Here is a 16,461-nt window from a genome sequence, read left to right as displayed (position 1 = left end):
ATTACGGTGCTCGCCGAACCGTACGGCCACACGCTCGCGGCCTCCAACGTGCCGCTCAAAGTCGATCCATAACCAGAATGTCAACTCGATTCATGGAGCCTTACGTGAAGATTCGTATTTTGCGCGCTTTGCTGTCCGCCTTCGTTGCGTTCGCCGGGGGCGCGGCCGCAACTTCAGCGCTGGCGGGTGAAGTGCAGGTCGCGGTCGCAGCCAACTTCACGGCGCCCGTGCAGGCGATCGCCGCCAGCTTCGAGAAGGATACGGGCAACAAGGTCGTGGCATCGTTCGGCGCGACGGGCCAGTTTTACGCGCAGATCAAGAACGGCGCACCGTTCGAAGTGTTCCTCGCCGCCGACGATTCCACCCCCGCCAAGCTCGACAGCGAAGGCGCGACGGTGCCCGGCAGCCGCTTCACGTACGCGACGGGCGCGCTCGCGCTGTGGTCCGCGAGTAACGGCTACGTCGACGACAAGGGCTACGTGCTGAAGAAGAACGACTTCCGGCACATTGCCATCGCCAATCCGAAAGCCGCGCCTTACGGCCTCGCCGGCTATCAGACGCTCGACAAGCTCGGCCTGACCGCGGAGATCAAGCCGAAGGTCGTCGAAGGTCAGAACATTTCGCAAACGCAGCAATTCGTCGCGACGGGCAACGCCGAACTCGGCTTCGTCGCGCTCTCGCAGATCTACAAGAACGGCAAGATCACGAGCGGCTCGGCGTGGATCGTGCCGCCTGACCTGCATGAGCCGATCAAGCAGGACGCCGTGATCCTGAACAAGGGCCGTGACAATCCCGTCGCGAAGCAGTTCATCGATTATCTGAAGGGCCCGAAAGCGGCCGCGGTGATCAAGTCCTACGGCTATCAACTGTAATTCCGTCGATGCCCCTCGATAGCACCGATCTCCAGGCCATCACGCTGACGCTCGAGCTGGCGTCGCTGACGACGGCACTCCTGCTCCTCGTCGGCACGCCGATCGGGTGGTGGCTCGCGCACACGCGCTCGAAGCTGAAGGGCATCGTCGGCGCGGTGGTGGCGCTGCCGCTCGTGCTGCCGCCGACCGTCATCGGCTTTTATCTGCTCGTGCTGATGGGCCCGAACGGCTATGTCGGCAGGCTGACGCAGGCGCTCGGCATCGGCTTGCTGCCGTTCACGTTCACCGGGCTCGTGATCGGCTCGGTGATCTATTCGTTGCCTTTCGTCGTGCAGCCTTTGCAGAACGCGTTCGAGGCAATCGGCCGTCGTCCGCTCGAAGCCGCCGCGACGCTGCGCGCCGGCCCGTGGGACACGTTCTTCACGGTGGCGCTGCCGCTCGCGCGACCGGGCATCGTCACGGCGACGATTCTCGGCTTTGCGCACACCGTCGGCGAATTCGGCGTCGTGCTGATGATCGGCGGCAACATTCCGGGACGCACGCGCGTCGTTTCCGTGCAGATCTTCGATCATGTCGAAGCGCTCGAATACGCCCAGGCGCACTGGCTCGCCGGCGGCATGGTGATATTCTCGTTCGTCGTTCTTCTAGTGCTTTATTCCAGCCGACGTTCCGTGGCGGCTCATGTCTGAACTCACGTCCTCCCTTCTCGCGCCCGCCCGCGCGCATCGCGGCTCCGACGAGGCTATCGCGGCGCGCTTTCTCGTCGAGTACGAGGGCTTCACGTTCGATCTCGATCTCACGTTGCCCGGGCGCGGCGTCACCGCGATCTTCGGCCATTCCGGTTCCGGCAAGACCACGCTCTTGCGATGCCTCGCGGGACTCGCGCGACCGCGCGTCGGGCGGCTCGTCGTCAATGGCGAAGTGTGGCTCGATACCGAACGCAACATCTTTCTGCCGACGCACAAGCGGCCGCTCGGCTATGTCTTTCAGGAAGCGAGCCTCTTTCCACATCTGAGCGTGCAAAAGAACCTGCGCTTCGGGCTCGATCGCGTGCGGTCGGCCGCGCGGGGCGTGGATCTGTCGCAGGCGGCGGAACTGCTCGGCATCGGGCATTTGCTGGAGCGCATGCCCGCCGGCTTGTCGGGCGGCGAGCGGCAGCGCGTGGGCATCGCGCGGGCGCTGCTGACGAGCCCGCGTCTGCTTCTGCTCGATGAACCGCTCGCGTCGCTCGATCAGAAGCGCAAGCTCGAAATCCTGCCGTATCTGGAACGTCTGCACGACGAGCTGGATATCCCCGTGCTCTATGTGAGCCATGCGCCGGAAGAAGTCGCGCGCCTCGCGGATCATCTCGTGCTGCTCGAAGGCGGTCGCGCGCTGGCGAGCGGCCCCATCGCCGAGACGCTCGCGCGGCTCGACCTGCCGCTCGCAATCGCCGACGATGCATCGGTCGTGTTCGAAGGCATCGTCGAGGGATACGACAATGCATACGGCCTGCTCACGCTCGCGTTGCCTGGCTCTCGCGCCAAGCTCGCCGTCGTGCATGCGCCGATGGCCGAAGGCAAGTCGATGCGCGTGGCCGTGAAAGCGCGCGACGTGAGTCTCATCACCGGCACGCACGAGCACGAGCGCAGCAGCGTGCTCAATGTGCTGTCCGCGACGGTCGTCGGCATTGCGGGCGACGTCAATCCTTCGCAAGCCGTAGTGCGCCTCGATGTCGACGGCTCGCCGCTGCTCGCGCGCGTCACGCGCTATTCGATCGACCGGCTCGGCATCGTCGAAGGCATGCAGTTATGGGCCCAGGTCAAGGCGGTGTCGCTACTCGCCTGAGCGCGCCTTCAGCGCCGCGTATTGCAGGAGCATGATCGTTTTGCCGTCCATGATTTCGCCGCGCTCGATCATCTGCATGGCCGTTTGCAAGGGCACTTCGATCGTCTCGATCTCCTCGCCCTCTTCCTCGACGCCGCCGCCCTCCGATACGCGCATCGCGCTGTCGTAGTCGCCGATATAGAAGTAGAGCTTCTCCGTCACCGATCCGGGGCTCATGAACGCCTCGAAGATCTTTTCGACGTGATGCACCCGATAGCCCGTTTCCTCTTCCACTTCGGCGCGGATGCGCTCTTCGGGCGTTGCGTCGTCGAGCAGGCCGCCGGGCGATTCGATCAGCATGCCGTCATGTCCGTTGACGAACGCAGGCATGCGGAACTGGCGCGTCAGCAGCACGTTGCCGGTGTTGCGCTCGCGCAGCAGGATGGTCGCACCGTTGCCGCGGTCATAGGTTTCGCGGCTTTGACGCTGCCAGACGCCGTCGCGACGCTGAAAATCGAAGGTCACTTTTCTGAGGACGTACCAGTCGTCGGACAGCACTTCGGTTTTGAGGACGCGCACACGCGCTTTCGTTTCCATCGGATCACCTGTTCGACAATTCGTTGAACTCATGCTAACGTGCAACTTCGTGCAAAATCAAGAAATTTCGTGCAAGACAATGTTGACCAGCCAACGCAAGAAAGCGATCCTCGATGCCCTCGCGCGCGACGGGCAAGTGCTCGCCACGGAACTGAGCGCGCGATTCGGCATTTCCGAGGACACCGTCCGCCGCGATTTGCGCGAACTCGCCGCCGAAGGACTGCTGCAGCGCGTGCATGGCGGCGCGCTGCCCGCTTCGCCCGCGGTCGCGCCGTTCGCGCGGCGCGAGCAAATGGAGTCGGACGCGAAACGGCGCATCGCGAAGAAGGCGGCGGAGATGATCGCGCCGGGGCAGGTCGTGATCGTCGATGGCGGCACGACGTCAGCGCTGCTCGTGCGTCAACTTCCCGGGAATCTGCGCGCGACGATCGTCACGCATAGCCCGAGCGTCGCGGTTGCGCTGGCGGAGCACGCATCGGTCGACGTCGTGCTGATCGGCGGCAAGCTCTACAAGCATTCGATCGTCACCGTCGGCGCGGCCGCTGTCGAAGCCATGTCGCACATCCATGCCGACATCTTTTTCATGGGTGTCACCGGCGTGCATCCGACAGCCGGGCTCACGACCGGCGATTTCGAGGAAGCGCACATCAAGCGTGCGCTGTCGGCGCGCGCGGCGGAAACCGTCGTGCTCGCGTCGGCGGCGAAGCTCAACGCGGCGTCGGCTTACAGGATCGGCGGAATCGAGCTCGCGCGGACGATCATCGTCGAAAAGGCAGCCGACACGAAGCTCACCGAGCCGTTCGAACAAGCCGGAATGACCGTGCTGCGCGCCTGAAATCACGACACTTTGTTACCGGGTAACGCGCCGAAAAATACGCGCCCGCTCGTGTAATTGAATTTCTCCAGCAACTGGAATAGCGTTGAAAGATGCGCCATGTCCGGTCAACAGCGGAGGTCGGATTTCCGTTATAGGCATCGACACCGCAAACAATTTTTCTGGAGAAGGTCGTGAATCGCCTCAAGGCTTTTATCGCGCTATCGCTGATTGCGAGCGCGGGCGTGACCGCCAACGCGTATGCCTGGTCACGCGTCGGCGTTTGGGTCGGCGGACCCGTGTATTACCCATACCCCATGGCACCCGCGCCGTACTACTACTATCCGCCGCCGCCCGTGGTCGTCCAGCCTTCCGCGCCGGTGCAATATGTCGAGCAGGGCCAGCCGGCCGCCGATCCGGGCGCGCCCGCCCAGCAAGCCGGCATGTGGTACTACTGCGACTCCGCGAAGGCTTACTACCCGTACGTGAAGCAATGTGCCGACGCATGGCGTCCGGTTCCGGCTACGCCGCCGCCGTCGAACTGACGCTTTTCGGCGCCCTGAAACACACAACGAAGCGAATTCGCAAGATTCCATGAACTACTCAAGGCTTGCCCTGCTCCTCGCGGCGATCGGTCTTTCGGCCTGTACCGTGATGCCCACCGGCCCTAGCGTGATGGCGCTCCCCGGCAGCACCAAGACGTTCGACCAGTTCCGCGCCGACGATTCCTCGTGCCGCCAGTTCGCCCTCAATCAGGTCGGCGGCGTGGATGCCAATCAGGCGGCGACCAACAGCGCGGTCGGCAGCGCGGTCGTCGGCACTGCGCTCGGCGCGGCGGCGGGCGCGGCGTTCGGCGGCGGCTCGGGCGCGGCCATCGGCGCGGGCGCGGGCTTGCTGACGGGCAGCGCGTTCGGCGTCGGCGCATCGCAGGCATCGGGTTACACCGTGCAGCAGCGCTACGATTACGCCTATCTGCAATGCATGTATGCCGCGGGCGACAAGGTGCCGGTGCGCGGCGCCACGCGCACCGTCCAGCCGTCCGGGGCGTACAGCACGACACCGCCGCCACCACCTCCGCCGCCGGGCTGGCAGCCACCGCCCGGAACGTACTGACAACGTCGTCAACGCCGCACGCGCCGGCCGTCGCCGCCGGCGTTCAGCGGCGCGTCGGGCACGAAGGCCGGCGCAACGAGCAGCCCCGTGACCCAGCCGATGTAAAACCGCAAGTCGCTCCAGAACTCCGATCGTTCATAAACGCGAAACGCCTGGACGTGTGCGAGCCATAGGACGAGTTGCAGCGCGCCGGTCAACACGAGCCAGGCGAGCGCGATCACACCGGTCGCGCGGGCGCAGCGCCTGAACGTCGACGCATCCCACTGTTCCCGCACGATAATGCATCCCGCGATCAGCACGCAGGTCGCCGGAATCACGCTCGTCACGAGCACGTGCGCGCTCCATCCGAATATCACGCCGGCGACGAAGGTGGCGATCACCGCCAGTGCCGCCACGGACCATGCGAGCCACGACGGCGCTCGCGCGGCCATCCACGCGAGCGTGATGAAAAACGGTGTGACCGCCCATTGCAGCGCCTGCCCGACGGCTCTCGCGAGGTTCTCGCTTGCGTGTTCGTTCGAATGGCTCGCCGCGACGTACACGGTGATTGCCTCATGCACGCAGACGGCGACGATCGCGAAGCTCAACGCCTCGCACGCGGCGAAGGCCGGCGATTTCTCCGCGTGCTCGTGCGCGTCGCCGAGACTGCGCACGCGTTCCAGAACGGGCTCGACGAAAAACGCGAGGATCGCGCCGATGAGGAGCGCGGCGGCGGCATCGATCAGGGAAAAATGGCCGAAGACAGAAAAGAGACCCTGCCACAGAAATTCGGGCGCGGCCGCGCACACGGCCACCCACAACGCGAAGAAGAACCCGTTCGAAGCACTTCTGAGCGGCATGGCCACCTCGATGCGTTTTTAGTGCTCTGGCAGCGGCGCGTCCTTCACACGGTCGATCAACGCCGCGCGCACGCGCTCGCGCAGGTCGGCGGGTAGCGAGAAACATTCGTAGGCGAGCGCCTGCGCGACGGTCACGACGCGCATTTCTTCGTAGCGGCGGCCGCTGCCGATCATCGCTTCGAATGCATTGGCGCGCTCGTTGATTTCGATCGGATCGGCATCGACGAGCAGGACGGCGTGCGCGAGCACCGCGTAAAGCGGCTGATCCGTGTCGCCGTGCGGCACGCGCCGCCAGTACTGCGCCGTGCCCGCGACCTTGCGCGCGTCGTCGCCGGGACCCCATGCGAGATTGAAGCGGCCGTCGCAGAACGAGCCTTCCACGGCCTGCCAGTGCGTCAGCACGCCGAGCGAGTTGAGCGCATTCGCGAGAATTCTGCACAGATGCAGGTAGACGGCTTCGGAGAGCGTGCCCATCGGCGCGCGCACCGGATACGCGAGGCTAAGATTGAGAATGCCCGGGCCTTGTGGCACCAGGCCGCCGCCCGACAGACGCAGCCACACGGGACAGCCGCGCTGTGCGAAAGCCTCGCGCGCATCGGCGAGCGCCGCGTAACGCTGATAGCTGCGCGGCACGACCAGCGAAACGGGCGCTTCCCAGACATGCGCGACAGCCTCGCCGGCGGCCGCGCGTGAGAGAAGCGCTTCCTCGGCGTCGAGCGGGTCGCCGGAAAGGGAAACGGGATCGATCAGTTGGAAGGGCATGGAATCGATGTCCGGGCGCGTCGCGAGCGACGCCATCCACGCATGGTAGCCAATAACCGCGAAAGACGAGCGCGCCCCGTCGGCGGCCTTCGCCGGCGGGGCGCGCGCGGCTCGTGGCGGATCAGCCGCCCTTCGCCACGTGCTCCTTCAGCAACGCATTGACTTCGTTCGCCTTCTCCATCTGGCTCATATGGCCGGCATCGTCGAAGATGCGCACGGTTGCGCCTTCCGGCGCCTGCTTCGCGTGCGCGGCCGGGATGATCTGGTCCTTTTCGCCCCAGATCACGAGCACCGGCTTGCCCGTCGCGGCCAGCTTGCCGCCCGGCTGCGCGCTCTGCCTGCCGCCCGCGAACAGCCCGCCGTTGAGCGATGTCAGCGCCTCGCTGACGCCATCGAGCCGCTTGTACTTCAGCAGATCGTCGAGCATCTGGCGGCTCACCAGCTCGGGGTTCGCGAACAGCAACTCCACGACCGGCTTCAGCTCGCGGCGCGATTCCGCCGTCACGAAGCCTTCGGTGTACGCGTTGTTCACTTCATCGCCGAAACCGGCAGGTGAAATGAGCGACACCGATTGCACACGCGCCGGCTGGTCGACGGCCATCTGCGCCGCGATCCCGCCGCCCATCGAGTGTCCGACGAGATGCGCGCGGTCGATCGACACCGCGTCCATGAACTTCCCGACGAAGCCCGCGAGATCCGCCAACGACGTTCCCGGCACTTTCGGCGTCGATTGCCCGTGCCCCGGCAGATCGAGCGCGAACACGCGATTCTTCTCCGCGAGCGCGTCGAGATTGAAGAGCCAGTTGTCGAGATCGCCGCCGAAGCCGTGAATGAACAGCACCGCGGGCCGGCTCGCGTCGTCGCCGCCGCGCGATGCGTAGCGCACGCGAATGCCGTCGACATCGACGAAGTGATACGCCGCGGCTTCTTCGCCCTCTTCCTCGTCTTCGGCGGGCGTCACGTACGACGACACATACGCGTCGATATCGGCGTCGCTCACATCCGGCGCCGCGAGCACGCCGAGCAGCGCCTTCACGGGCAGCGTATCGCCTGCCTCCGCCACTTTGCGCCGCAGCAAGCCGGCGTCGGGCGCTTCGACGGCATTGGCGATCTTGTCGGTTTCGACATCGAGAATCGGCATGCCGACGGTGATTTCCGTGCCCTCCTCCACGAGCCACTCGTTGACCGTGCCTTCCTTCATCGACAAGCCCCATTTGGGCATCACGATCGGTGTGATTGCGGACATCAGTGCTTTCCTCCCTTCATGGTTTTTCGTGCGGCGTCGGCGATCTGCGCGGCGCTCGGAATGTACAAATCTTCGAGCGTCGGCGAGAACGGCACCGGCGTATGCGGCGCGCAGACCATCTGGATGCCGGCCTTCAGCGCGCCGAACGCCTGCTGCGCGACCTGCGCGGAAATATCGGTGGCGATGTTGCAGCGCGGATTCGCTTCATCGACGACGACGAGCCGCCCCGTGTTCTCGACCGTCTCCAGCACCGTGTCGATATCGAGCGGCGACAGCGTGCGCAGATCGACGACTTCCGCTTCGATGCCTTCCTTCGCGAGCGTCGAGGCCGCTTCCAGCGCGCGATGCACCATCAGTCCATACGTGACGATGGAAACGTCCTTGCCGTCGCGCACGACGTTCGCCTCGCCGAACGGAATCGCGTACGAGTTCTCGGGCACTTCGCCTTCGAAACCGTAGAGGTTCTTGTGCTCGCAGAAGATGACGGGATCGTTGTCGCGAATTGCCTGGATCAACAGGCCCTTGGTGTCGTACGGCGTGCTCGGGCAGACGACTTTCAAGCCCGGAATGTGCGTGAACAGGGACGTCAGCATCTGGCTATGCTGAGCCGCCGCGCGAAAGCCCGCGCCGACCATCGCGCGAATCACGACGGGCGTTTCCGCCTTGCCGCCGAACATGTAGCGGAACTTGGCGGCCTGATTGAAGATCTGGTCGAAGCACACGCCCATGAAGTCGATGAACATCAGCTCCGCGACCGGGCGCATGCCGCACGCCGCCGCGCCGATCGCCGCGCCGACATACGCGGATTCCGACAGCGGCGTATCGAGCAGTCTGTCGCCGTGCTTCGCGTAAAGCCCCTTCGTCACGCCGAGCACCCCGCCCCACGCGTCTTTCTCGCCGTCCGCGCCTGCGCCGCCGACGATGTCCTCACCCAATACGATGACGCTCGGATCGCGCGTCATTTCCTGATCGATGGCTTCGTTGATCGCCATCTTCATGCTCAGTTTGCGGGCCATGATTGTCGTCTCCAGGATTCAGTATTTGACGTAGACATCGGTGAGCAGATCGGCGGCGGTCGGCAACGGCGCGTCCTTCGCTTCCTGCACCGCCCGGTCGATCAGCGCGGCGACTTCCTTGTCGATCGCGTCGAGTTCTCCGGGGGAAATCACATCGGCCTGCGTGACGGCGGCCGCGAACTTCTTCAGGCAATCCTTGTTCGAGCGGATATCGTCGAGCTCGCCCGGCGCGCGATAGGTCTGCGCATCACCTTCGAAGTGGCCGTAGAAACGGATCATCTTGCACTCGAGCAGCGCCGGCCCGCCGCCTTCGCGCGCGCGCTTGATCACTTCGCCCGCCGCCTCGTACACCGCGAAGAAATCCGTTCCGTCGACGGTCACGCCCGGAATGCCGAAGCCCGCCGCACGATCCACATAACTGTCGACCGCCGTGCCGTAATCGCGCGCCGTGGACTCCGCATAGCCGTTGTTCTCGATCACGAAGATCACCGGCAGATTCCACACGGCCGCGAGGTTCAGGCTTTCGAGAAACGTGCCCTGGTTGGACGCACCGTCGCCGGCGAAGGTGATGCCCACTTCTCCCTTGCCGCGAAACTTCGCCGCGAGCGCCGCGCCGCAGATCAAGGGCGCGCCCGCGCCGAGGATGCCGTTGGCGCCCATCATCCCTTTCGACAAATCGGCGATATGCATCGAGCCGCCCTTGCCGTTGCATGAACCGCCCTTCTTGCCGTAGATCTCCTTCATCATCGCGACCGGATCGACGCCTTTCGCGATGCAGTGCCCGTGTCCGCGGTGCGTGCTCGCAATGCGGTCGCCGTCGTTCAGATGGGTCATGATGCCGACGCCCGCCGCTTCCTCGCCCGCGTACAGGTGCACGAAACCGGGAATGTCGCCGCGTCCGAAATCGACGTGCAGGCGTTCCTCGAAATCGCGAATCGTGCGCATCTTGCGATACGCGCCCAGCAGTTCTTCCTTAGAGAGCGGCAAGCCGCCCGCGTGCTGTTGCGACGCTGTCATGTCTGTCTCCTTCGTTGGGGTGGTCTAGCGGGTATTGCTTTTGAGCTGACGCATCAGCCCGGATGCCGCCGCGTAACGCATGCACGCGGCGACATCGATGCTGCGAAAGGCGTTTTCCCGGAGCGTGACGGTCACTTCGTCGCCGGGGCCGAAGGCGAGTTCGCGTTCGCCGTCCAGCGCGACGATGCCCGAGCGCTGCTTCACGCGATGCGGCACACCGTCGGCCAGGCGCGTCCAGTTCGCGATCGGCACGGCTTCGATGAGACCCGGCGCGATCGGCGCGTGCAGATCGAACTCGCCCTGACCCGGCGCCGCGAGTTCGATGGCGACGCCGCCCGGATCGTGCCGCCCGAGCGGTTCGAGCAGACCCGCGATCGCCGACATGCCGATCGCCTGCGGATCGGCGTAAGAGACGTAGACGGCGGCGAGCGTGTCGATCTTCCACAGCGCCCGCGCGCCGATGAAATGCTCGTGCGAGATGACAGCATCCACGAGCGCGATATCGCGGCGCACGCCGCCTTTCGAATCGCGTATCTCGATGTCGAGCCGCTTGTTCGACGCGAGCGCTTCGCTCGATGGAACGCGGCCCGTCGCATACAGCCCGGCCGCGAGTCCCGAGATGGTCGGCTCGCGCATTTCCGGATACGCGTTGTTCGTGCCCGTCGAAAGCCCCGCGATCGGCACTTGTCCGCACTCGCGCACGACGGCGCGATGCGTGCCGTCGCCACCGAGCACGATGAGCGCATCGACGCCGGCCTCGCGCATCGTGCGTGCGGCGCGAAAGGTGTCGTCGACACGCGCGGTCACGGGCATGCCGAGAAATTCGACCTTGGCGAGCGATGCATCCGGGCCGTGCTTGCGCGCGAGATGGCGCTCGAGCATGACCTTCAGGCCTTCGCGGTCGGGCATCATCAGCACGCGTGCGACGCCGCACGACGCAAGCGACGAGAGCAGCCGCAAGACGATATTCACGCGATCCGCGAGTTGCAGGCTGTTCGCGTTCGCGATGACGCGCCGGATGTCGCGCGCCGAAACAGGATTGGCGATGATGCCGACGAGCGGCGTTGCGCTCTCACGCATGCCTTGTCTCCGCTTTGTGTTTTGTGCGGCGGATAAAGGCAAGCGCCATGCCAATCGGACAGGCGTTTTCAGGCGTGAAAAAGCGAGGGATTACCCGCGAAAAACGGGCGTTTCAGAGGGCGTACGGAGCGCCGCCGTGACAGGTGTCACAGCGGCAGGTGTATCGACGGGGGTACAGGCGTATCGGCTCAGTGCCCGTTCGCGTCGCGCTGATTCGGCGAGCGGATGCCGTAGCGCGCCATGCGCCGATACAGCGTCATGCGGCTCACGCCGATCTGCCGCGCGACCGCGCTCAGGTTCCAGCTCGCGGCGCGCAGATACTGCATCAGCAGCATGCCTTCCGGCGGCAGCCGATGCGGGTCGAAGTCCTCGATGACGCGCGGCGGCGGCTCGACCGGCGCGGCCGCGCCCGCGAATCCTTCCGGCAGGTCTTCCACGTCGATCAGACCATCCGAGCACACCGCGCGCGCATAACGCAGCACGTTGCAGAGCTCGCGCAGATTCCCCGGCCATGCATGCCGGTGCAGGCGCTCGCGCGCCGCGGGCGACAGCGTGACCGCGCCTTCGAGGAATTTGTCGACGAGCCAGTCGAGATCGCTTCGCTCGCGCAGCGGCGGCAGCGTGAAGCGCGCCCCGTTCAGGCGGTAGTACAGGTCTTCACGGAAACGCCCGTCCTGCATGAGCGCGTCGAGCGAATGATGCGTCGCGGAAATGACGCGCACATCGACCGATACGGGCCGCGACGCGCCGATCGCGAGCACTTCGCCTTCGGCCAGCACGCGCAGCAGACGCGATTGCAGGTCGCGCGGCATGTCGCCGATTTCGTCGAGAAAGAGCGTGCCGCCGTCCGCTTCCTGGATGAGCCCGCGCTTGCCCTTCGCGCCCGCGCCGGAGAAGCTGTTCGGAAGATGCCCGAACAGCTCGCTCTCGATGAGCGTCTCCGGAATCGCCGCGCAATTCACTGCGACGAACGGCCCCGCGCGACGCGCGCTCGCGCGATGCAGCGCCTTCGCGAAGAACTCCTTCCCGCTGCCGGTTTCGCCGTTGATGAGCAGATTGATCGGCGAATCGACGAGCTTCGCGGCGCGTTCCAGCTGTCGCGTGAGCGCGGGGTCGCCGCCGCTCAGCGCGGCCAGCGGCGCGGGCACGTCGATGTTGCGCCGTGCAGTCGCGTGCGCGGCCGGCGTAAAGCACGGCGCAGGCGGCATCACGCTCAGGTAGAGCAGCGCGCCCGATTTCGCGAGCGGCACCGCGCGCAGCTCGCTCGGCCGCGAATACACGAAGCGGCCGAGCTCTTCGATGCGCGTATCGAAGAGCGTATCGAACGGCATGCCGATCAGCGACGCCGCCGCTTCTCCGGGCGCGATCGGCCGGCCAATCTCGGCTGCGAGCATCGCGTGGGCGCGGCGATTGTGTCCGACGATGCGCCCGCTCGCATCGAGCGCGATCAGATATTCGGGATCGACATCGACGAATTCGGGCGCCGTGTTCAGCTTCAGGATCCAGTCCTGCCGGTGCGTGCGCAGGAAGTTCGCGTTCTCGATATGCCCCGCGTAGATGCGCACGAGTTGCAGCGCGAGATTCTGGCTGTCGCGCGCTTGCGGCGACGTGAGCGCGGAGATATCGAGGATTGCGGCAAGCGCCCCGCGCGAATCGTAGAGCGGCGCGGCGGTGCATGTCAGCGGGATGTGCGTCGCGTCGAAATGATCGACCTGATGCACGGTGAGCGCCTGGCCCGTCGTGAGCGCGGTGCCCACCGCGCACGTGCCCGCGCCGGCTTCGCTCCATTCCGCGCCGAGATAGAGGCCCGCGCGGCGCAGCGCGAAATCGGTGTTCGAGTCGCCGATGTAATCGACCGTCACGCCGAGCGCATCGGTCAGGAGCACGACGTAGCCCATGCCCGCGACCTGCTCGTAAAGCGTCTCGAGACCGTGACGCGCGATGCGCGCGAAATCGTCGATGCGCTGCTGATGTTCGCGCAGGCGCGTCTGCGGCAGGATGCGCGCTTCCTGCATGCGCGACGGATCGAGCCCGTACTGATGCACGCAACGCCGCCACGAAGACTGAATGATGTTCTCGTGCGTGCGCACCAGCGCGGGGGCGGACACGACCTGTTCCGCCCACGTCGTCGCTGCGACGACTGCCTCGATGTGCTCGCGTTGCCGCATGTCCATCGCGCTCTCCTTGTCTCCTTGAGTGAGGCATTTATCGGCGCCTGGCAGCGCGCTTTCGTTTTGATCGCCTCCCGGAATGCTTTCATTCTTCGCTGGTGCAAACGCGGGAGAAACCGATTCGCACGAGCGTGTGTCAGGCCATATGATGCTCGAATCGGCAGAAGGCGTCATGCGGCGATAGCGCTGCGCTGCAACATAAACGCATGCTGATAACCCGGCGCATCAAAACGAAAAGACAGGAGACGACGGATGGCAAAGATCGCCTATGAAGACTTCGAGCGACAGATCGTGCAGCATCACATCATCAAGGGCAACGTGTATGAGAACGGCGCGGCGCTCGTCGAGCGCGCGAACAGGTGGATCGCGGAGAACGGAATCGACGTGCTGAACGTCGAGAGTCTCTCGACGTTCGGCGCCGGCGACGATACCAGCGTGAGCCGCTGGTACTCGGGCATTCGCGTCTGGTATCGGACTGCGTAGACGACTTAACCGCGGCCGACGAACGGCATCTTGGTCGCCATCACGGTGTGAAACAGCACGTTGGCTTCGAGCGGCAGATTCGCCATGTACAGCACCGACTGGCCGACGATCTTCACGTCCATCATCGGCTCGACGGCGATCTCGCCGTTCGCCTGCGGCACGCCGCGCGACATGCGCTCGGACAGCTCGGTGTATGCGTTGCCGACGTCGATCTGTCCGACCGCGATGTCGTACTTGCGGCCGTCGAGCGATGCGGTTTTCGTGAGGCCCTGCACCGCGTGCTTCGTCGCCGTGTAGGCCGCCGAGTTCGGGCGCGGCGCGCTCGCGGAAATGGAGCCGTTGTTGATGATGCGGCCGCCCATTGGCATTTGCGCCTTCATCGTGCGGAACGCCTGCTGCAGGCAAAAGAACATGCCGTTCAGATTGATGTCCACGACATTGCGCCATTGCTCCGGCGTCCAGTCCTCGAACGGTCCGGGCGGATTCGTCACGCCGGCGTTGTTGAACAACAGATCGACGCGGCCGAAGTGCTCGACCGCCGCCTTGAAGAGCTTTTCGACCGATTGCGGATCGGAGACGTCGGTGGGTACGGCGAGCGCGCGGGCGCCGGCGTTCGATTCGCCGATCACCGCATCGAGCGGCGCGGGACGCCTTCCCGCCAGCACGACCGACCAGCCGTCGCCGAGCAGCGCGAGCGCGGCCGCGCGCCCGATGCCGCTACCCGCTCCGGTGACGATGGCGATTCGTTGAGACTGGTTGGCTGCGTCGGACATGTTGGCGTTCTCCTGTTGTTATGCGCGCGACACATGCGCGCGCCGAAATCGGGAGAACATTATCGCGATGAATCAGCGATTGCGCGATGCTTCCGTCGTGACCGGGCCCGCTGTCGTCGTGTTATGCACGCCGCTGCCGTCGCAAAAAACGGCGGTCATCAGCATCGGCACGACCTGTTTCACGACGGCCGTGCTGCCCGATTCGCGCACTTTCGCCTCGACCGTCTCCGCCGCGGCGAGCACCACGACGCCGTATGCGGAGTCGTTGATCGGCTGGCCGCTGCCGCGCTTGAACATGTCGTCGCCCTGCTCGTAGCCCAGCACGGCGTAGACGCGAAAGCCGTATGCGGTGAGCTCGCTGCCCTGCGTCGGCTTGAATGCATTCACGGAATTCGCTTCGACGCGCATGGGGCGCGCATCGATGGACTTGTTGGCGACAAGCGGCGCGATGAACCTGTGCGCACTGGATTTGCAGTCGAGCTGGCTTTCGAGAGGCGTCGCATCGCACAGGCTGGGCAGCAGTCCCCCGACCACGGCAGCGAATGCGGTGAGCGTTGCGAGAGGAGCGGTTTTCATGGCAGCGGTAACCAACGGTTCGTAAAGTTCCGACATTGATGCTCGGGCATCCGCATCGATGCAATAAGCGAGCCAGCAAATCGGCCCGCACTTCGCGCACACGCTGTAGTGTTCCCGCAAGGGCTTGGTTTCTTCTTTGTTGGCTGGCTTCTTGACCCGGGCGCTTCGCGCAATCCTCGTGCTCGTCCGGCAGCGATTTCTACAAGCGTGTAGTGGAGGTACACACAGACTCTGCGCTTCGACAGGCCGCGTCTGTACGAGATCCCTCAATCTTTGTCTTTCGATGCGTCCGCCCGATGACACGCCGCACAGCCGCGGTGCGGAACACGGAAATCGGCGAAATGGTTATATTCGCGGTTCGACTTTTGAGGACGTTACATGACCGCACTCTCCGATTTTCCCATCACCCGCAAATGGCCCGCTCAGCACCCGGAGCGCATCCAGCTCTACTCGCTGCCGACGCCCAACGGCGTGAAAGTCTCGATCATGCTGGAGGAAACCGGCCTGCCCTACGAGCCGCATCTCGTGCGCTTCGACAAGAACGATCAGATGTCGGAGGAATTTATATCGCTCAATCCGAACAACAAGATTCCCGCAATCATCGACCCGAACGGGCCGAACGGCGAACCCATGCCGTTGTTCGAATCCGGCGCGATTCTCATCTATCTCGCGGCGAAGAGCGGCCAGTTGATGCCCGACGACCTGGCGAAACGTTATGAGACGCTGCAATGGCTGATGTTCCAGATGGGCGGCATCGGCCCGATGTTCGGGCAAGTCGGCTTCTTCCATAAGTTTGCAGGGAAGGAATACGAGGACAAGCGGCCGCGTGCGCGTTACGTCGCGGAATCGAAGCGGCTGCTCGCGGTGCTCGACAAGCGGCTCGACGGCCGCGACTGGATCATGGGCGACGAATACAGCATCGCCGATATTTCGATGTTCCCGTGGGTGCGTAATCTGATCGGCTTTTATGAGGCGCGCGAACTCGTCGATTTTCATGAGTTCAAGAACGTCGAGCGTGTGCTTGAAGCATTTCTGGCGCGACCTGCCGTGAAGCGCGGGCTGGAGATTCCGAAGCGCGATTGATCATCGCGTGCCCGCGCCGGGCGCGCGGGCATCCGCCCCTTTGTTGGTAACGCGCACGCAAACGTATGCGGCGCGCGCAGGAGACGGTTGTCACATGAACGTCTTGCACGACCGGTAGATTGCGCTCTCCGAAAATGTCTGATGATTGGCCGATCGCGGCGCGTTATGCCGCGCTCAAGGCCTCCGGACTTCCCCGCGCACCTCTCTCGTCTA

At 64.8% G+C, this 16,461-nt stretch carries 18 protein-coding genes; 8 read left to right on the top strand and 10 right to left on the bottom strand.

What is annotated here, in order from left to right; translation table 11 throughout:
• The first annotated feature begins 104 nt into the window (after nucleotides 1-104).
• The 3 genes from modA to modC are packed head-to-tail and all read left to right on the top strand — an operon-like array spanning nucleotide 105 to nucleotide 2,699.
• On the top strand, nucleotides 105-872 hold the full coding sequence (gene modA, locus NCS58_RS25195; RefSeq protein ID WP_409241440.1) for a molybdate ABC transporter substrate-binding protein: 768 nt from the start codon (nucleotides 105-107) through the stop codon (nucleotides 870-872).
• Nucleotides 873-880: 8 nt separating this feature from the next.
• Nucleotides 881-1,561, top strand: coding sequence for a molybdate ABC transporter permease subunit (gene modB, locus NCS58_RS25190; protein WP_061116152.1), 681 nt, complete (start codon nucleotides 881-883; stop codon nucleotides 1,559-1,561).
• Complete coding sequence (gene modC / locus NCS58_RS25185) at nucleotides 1,554-2,699, top strand: molybdenum ABC transporter ATP-binding protein (RefSeq protein WP_061116151.1); 1,146 nt, start codon at nucleotides 1,554-1,556, stop codon at nucleotides 2,697-2,699. The genes modB and modC overlap by 8 nt, the downstream gene beginning before the upstream one ends.
• On the opposite strand, the gene NCS58_RS25180 is transcribed toward modC, so the two are convergent.
• Nucleotides 2,688-3,275 carry an NUDIX domain-containing protein gene (locus NCS58_RS25180; protein WP_061116150.1) on the bottom strand — a complete coding sequence of 196 codons (588 nt, stop codon included), beginning with the start codon at nucleotides 3,273-3,275 and terminating at the stop codon, nucleotides 2,688-2,690. The genes modC and NCS58_RS25180 overlap by 12 nt on opposite strands.
• 31 nt (nucleotides 3,276-3,306) lie before the next feature.
• On the opposite strand from NCS58_RS25180, the gene NCS58_RS25175 reads away from it, so the two are divergent.
• The 3 genes from NCS58_RS25175 to NCS58_RS25165 all read left to right on the top strand — a co-directional run bounded on the left by NCS58_RS25175 (nucleotide 3,307) and on the right by NCS58_RS25165 (nucleotide 5,202).
• The gene (locus NCS58_RS25175; RefSeq protein ID WP_061116149.1) at nucleotides 3,307-4,110 is read left to right on the top strand and encodes a DeoR/GlpR family DNA-binding transcription regulator; all 804 of its coding nucleotides are present in this window, start codon (nucleotides 3,307-3,309) and stop codon (nucleotides 4,108-4,110) included.
• Between the two features lie 173 nt (nucleotides 4,111-4,283).
• Complete coding sequence (locus NCS58_RS25170) at nucleotides 4,284-4,634, top strand: hypothetical protein (protein ID WP_061116148.1); 351 nt, start codon at nucleotides 4,284-4,286, stop codon at nucleotides 4,632-4,634.
• A 49-nt stretch (nucleotides 4,635-4,683) separates the two neighbouring features.
• Entirely contained in the window at nucleotides 4,684-5,202 is a 519-nt protein-coding gene (locus NCS58_RS25165) for a YMGG-like glycine zipper-containing protein (RefSeq protein WP_061116147.1), read from the top strand.
• An 8-nt stretch (nucleotides 5,203-5,210) separates the two neighbouring features.
• Here NCS58_RS25165 and NCS58_RS25160 read toward each other — a convergent pair whose 3' ends face one another.
• The 7 genes from NCS58_RS25160 to NCS58_RS25130 form a co-directional block, all read right to left on the bottom strand.
• On the bottom strand, nucleotides 5,211-6,041 hold the full coding sequence (locus tag NCS58_RS25160; RefSeq protein WP_086960683.1) for a hypothetical protein: 831 nt from the start codon (nucleotides 6,039-6,041) through the stop codon (nucleotides 5,211-5,213).
• Nucleotides 6,042-6,059: 18 nt separating this feature from the next.
• Nucleotides 6,060-6,803: a lipoyl protein ligase domain-containing protein gene (locus NCS58_RS25155; RefSeq protein ID WP_061116494.1), complete on the bottom strand. Its 744-nt coding sequence runs from the start codon at nucleotides 6,801-6,803 to the stop codon at nucleotides 6,060-6,062.
• A 121-nt stretch (nucleotides 6,804-6,924) separates the two neighbouring features.
• Nucleotides 6,925-8,049 carry an acetoin dehydrogenase dihydrolipoyllysine-residue acetyltransferase subunit gene (locus NCS58_RS25150; protein WP_061116145.1) on the bottom strand — a complete coding sequence of 375 codons (1,125 nt, stop codon included), beginning with the start codon at nucleotides 8,047-8,049 and terminating at the stop codon, nucleotides 6,925-6,927.
• On the bottom strand, nucleotides 8,049-9,065 hold the full coding sequence (locus NCS58_RS25145) for an alpha-ketoacid dehydrogenase subunit beta (RefSeq protein ID WP_061116144.1): 1,017 nt from the start codon (nucleotides 9,063-9,065) through the stop codon (nucleotides 8,049-8,051). Before NCS58_RS25145 ends, NCS58_RS25150 begins: the two co-directional genes overlap by 1 nt.
• Before the next feature lie 18 nt (nucleotides 9,066-9,083).
• On the bottom strand, nucleotides 9,084-10,082 hold the full coding sequence (locus NCS58_RS25140) for a thiamine pyrophosphate-dependent dehydrogenase E1 component subunit alpha (RefSeq protein ID WP_061116143.1): 999 nt from the start codon (nucleotides 10,080-10,082) through the stop codon (nucleotides 9,084-9,086).
• Nucleotides 10,083-10,106: 24 nt separating this feature from the next.
• Nucleotides 10,107-11,162, bottom strand: a complete 1,056-nt coding sequence (locus NCS58_RS25135) for an ATP-NAD kinase family protein (RefSeq protein ID WP_250477763.1) — start codon at nucleotides 11,160-11,162, stop codon at nucleotides 10,107-10,109.
• 188 nt (nucleotides 11,163-11,350) lie between these two features.
• Nucleotides 11,351-13,336 (bottom strand): sigma-54-dependent Fis family transcriptional regulator, encoded by a 1,986-nt coding sequence (locus tag NCS58_RS25130; RefSeq protein ID WP_061116493.1) that lies wholly within the window; start codon nucleotides 13,334-13,336, stop codon nucleotides 11,351-11,353.
• A 249-nt stretch (nucleotides 13,337-13,585) separates the two neighbouring features.
• On the opposite strand from NCS58_RS25130, the gene NCS58_RS25125 reads away from it, so the two are divergent.
• Nucleotides 13,586-13,816, top strand: coding sequence for a hypothetical protein (locus NCS58_RS25125; protein WP_250477762.1), 231 nt, complete (start codon nucleotides 13,586-13,588; stop codon nucleotides 13,814-13,816).
• Between the two features lie 5 nt (nucleotides 13,817-13,821).
• Here NCS58_RS25125 and NCS58_RS25120 read toward each other — a convergent pair whose 3' ends face one another.
• A complete protein-coding gene (locus NCS58_RS25120; protein WP_061116140.1) occupies nucleotides 13,822-14,589 on the bottom strand; it encodes an SDR family oxidoreductase in 768 nt (255 codons plus the stop codon).
• A gap of 72 nt (nucleotides 14,590-14,661) precedes the next feature.
• Nucleotides 14,662-15,165, bottom strand: a complete 504-nt coding sequence (locus NCS58_RS25115) for a hypothetical protein (RefSeq protein WP_061116492.1) — start codon at nucleotides 15,163-15,165, stop codon at nucleotides 14,662-14,664.
• Between the two features lie 378 nt (nucleotides 15,166-15,543).
• On the opposite strand from NCS58_RS25115, the gene NCS58_RS25110 reads away from it, so the two are divergent.
• On the top strand, nucleotides 15,544-16,248 hold the full coding sequence (locus NCS58_RS25110; protein WP_061116139.1) for a glutathione S-transferase N-terminal domain-containing protein: 705 nt from the start codon (nucleotides 15,544-15,546) through the stop codon (nucleotides 16,246-16,248).
• Nucleotides 16,249-16,461 lie beyond the last annotated feature (213 nt).

Origin of the sequence: Caballeronia sp. INML3B (assembly GCF_023631305.1) — a bacterium.
In the GTDB taxonomy this organism is placed as follows: domain Bacteria; phylum Pseudomonadota; class Gammaproteobacteria; order Burkholderiales; family Burkholderiaceae; genus Caballeronia; species Caballeronia turbans.
The sequence above is the reverse complement of the archived record's forward strand: the minus strand, read 5'-3'. Positions and strand labels throughout refer to the sequence as shown.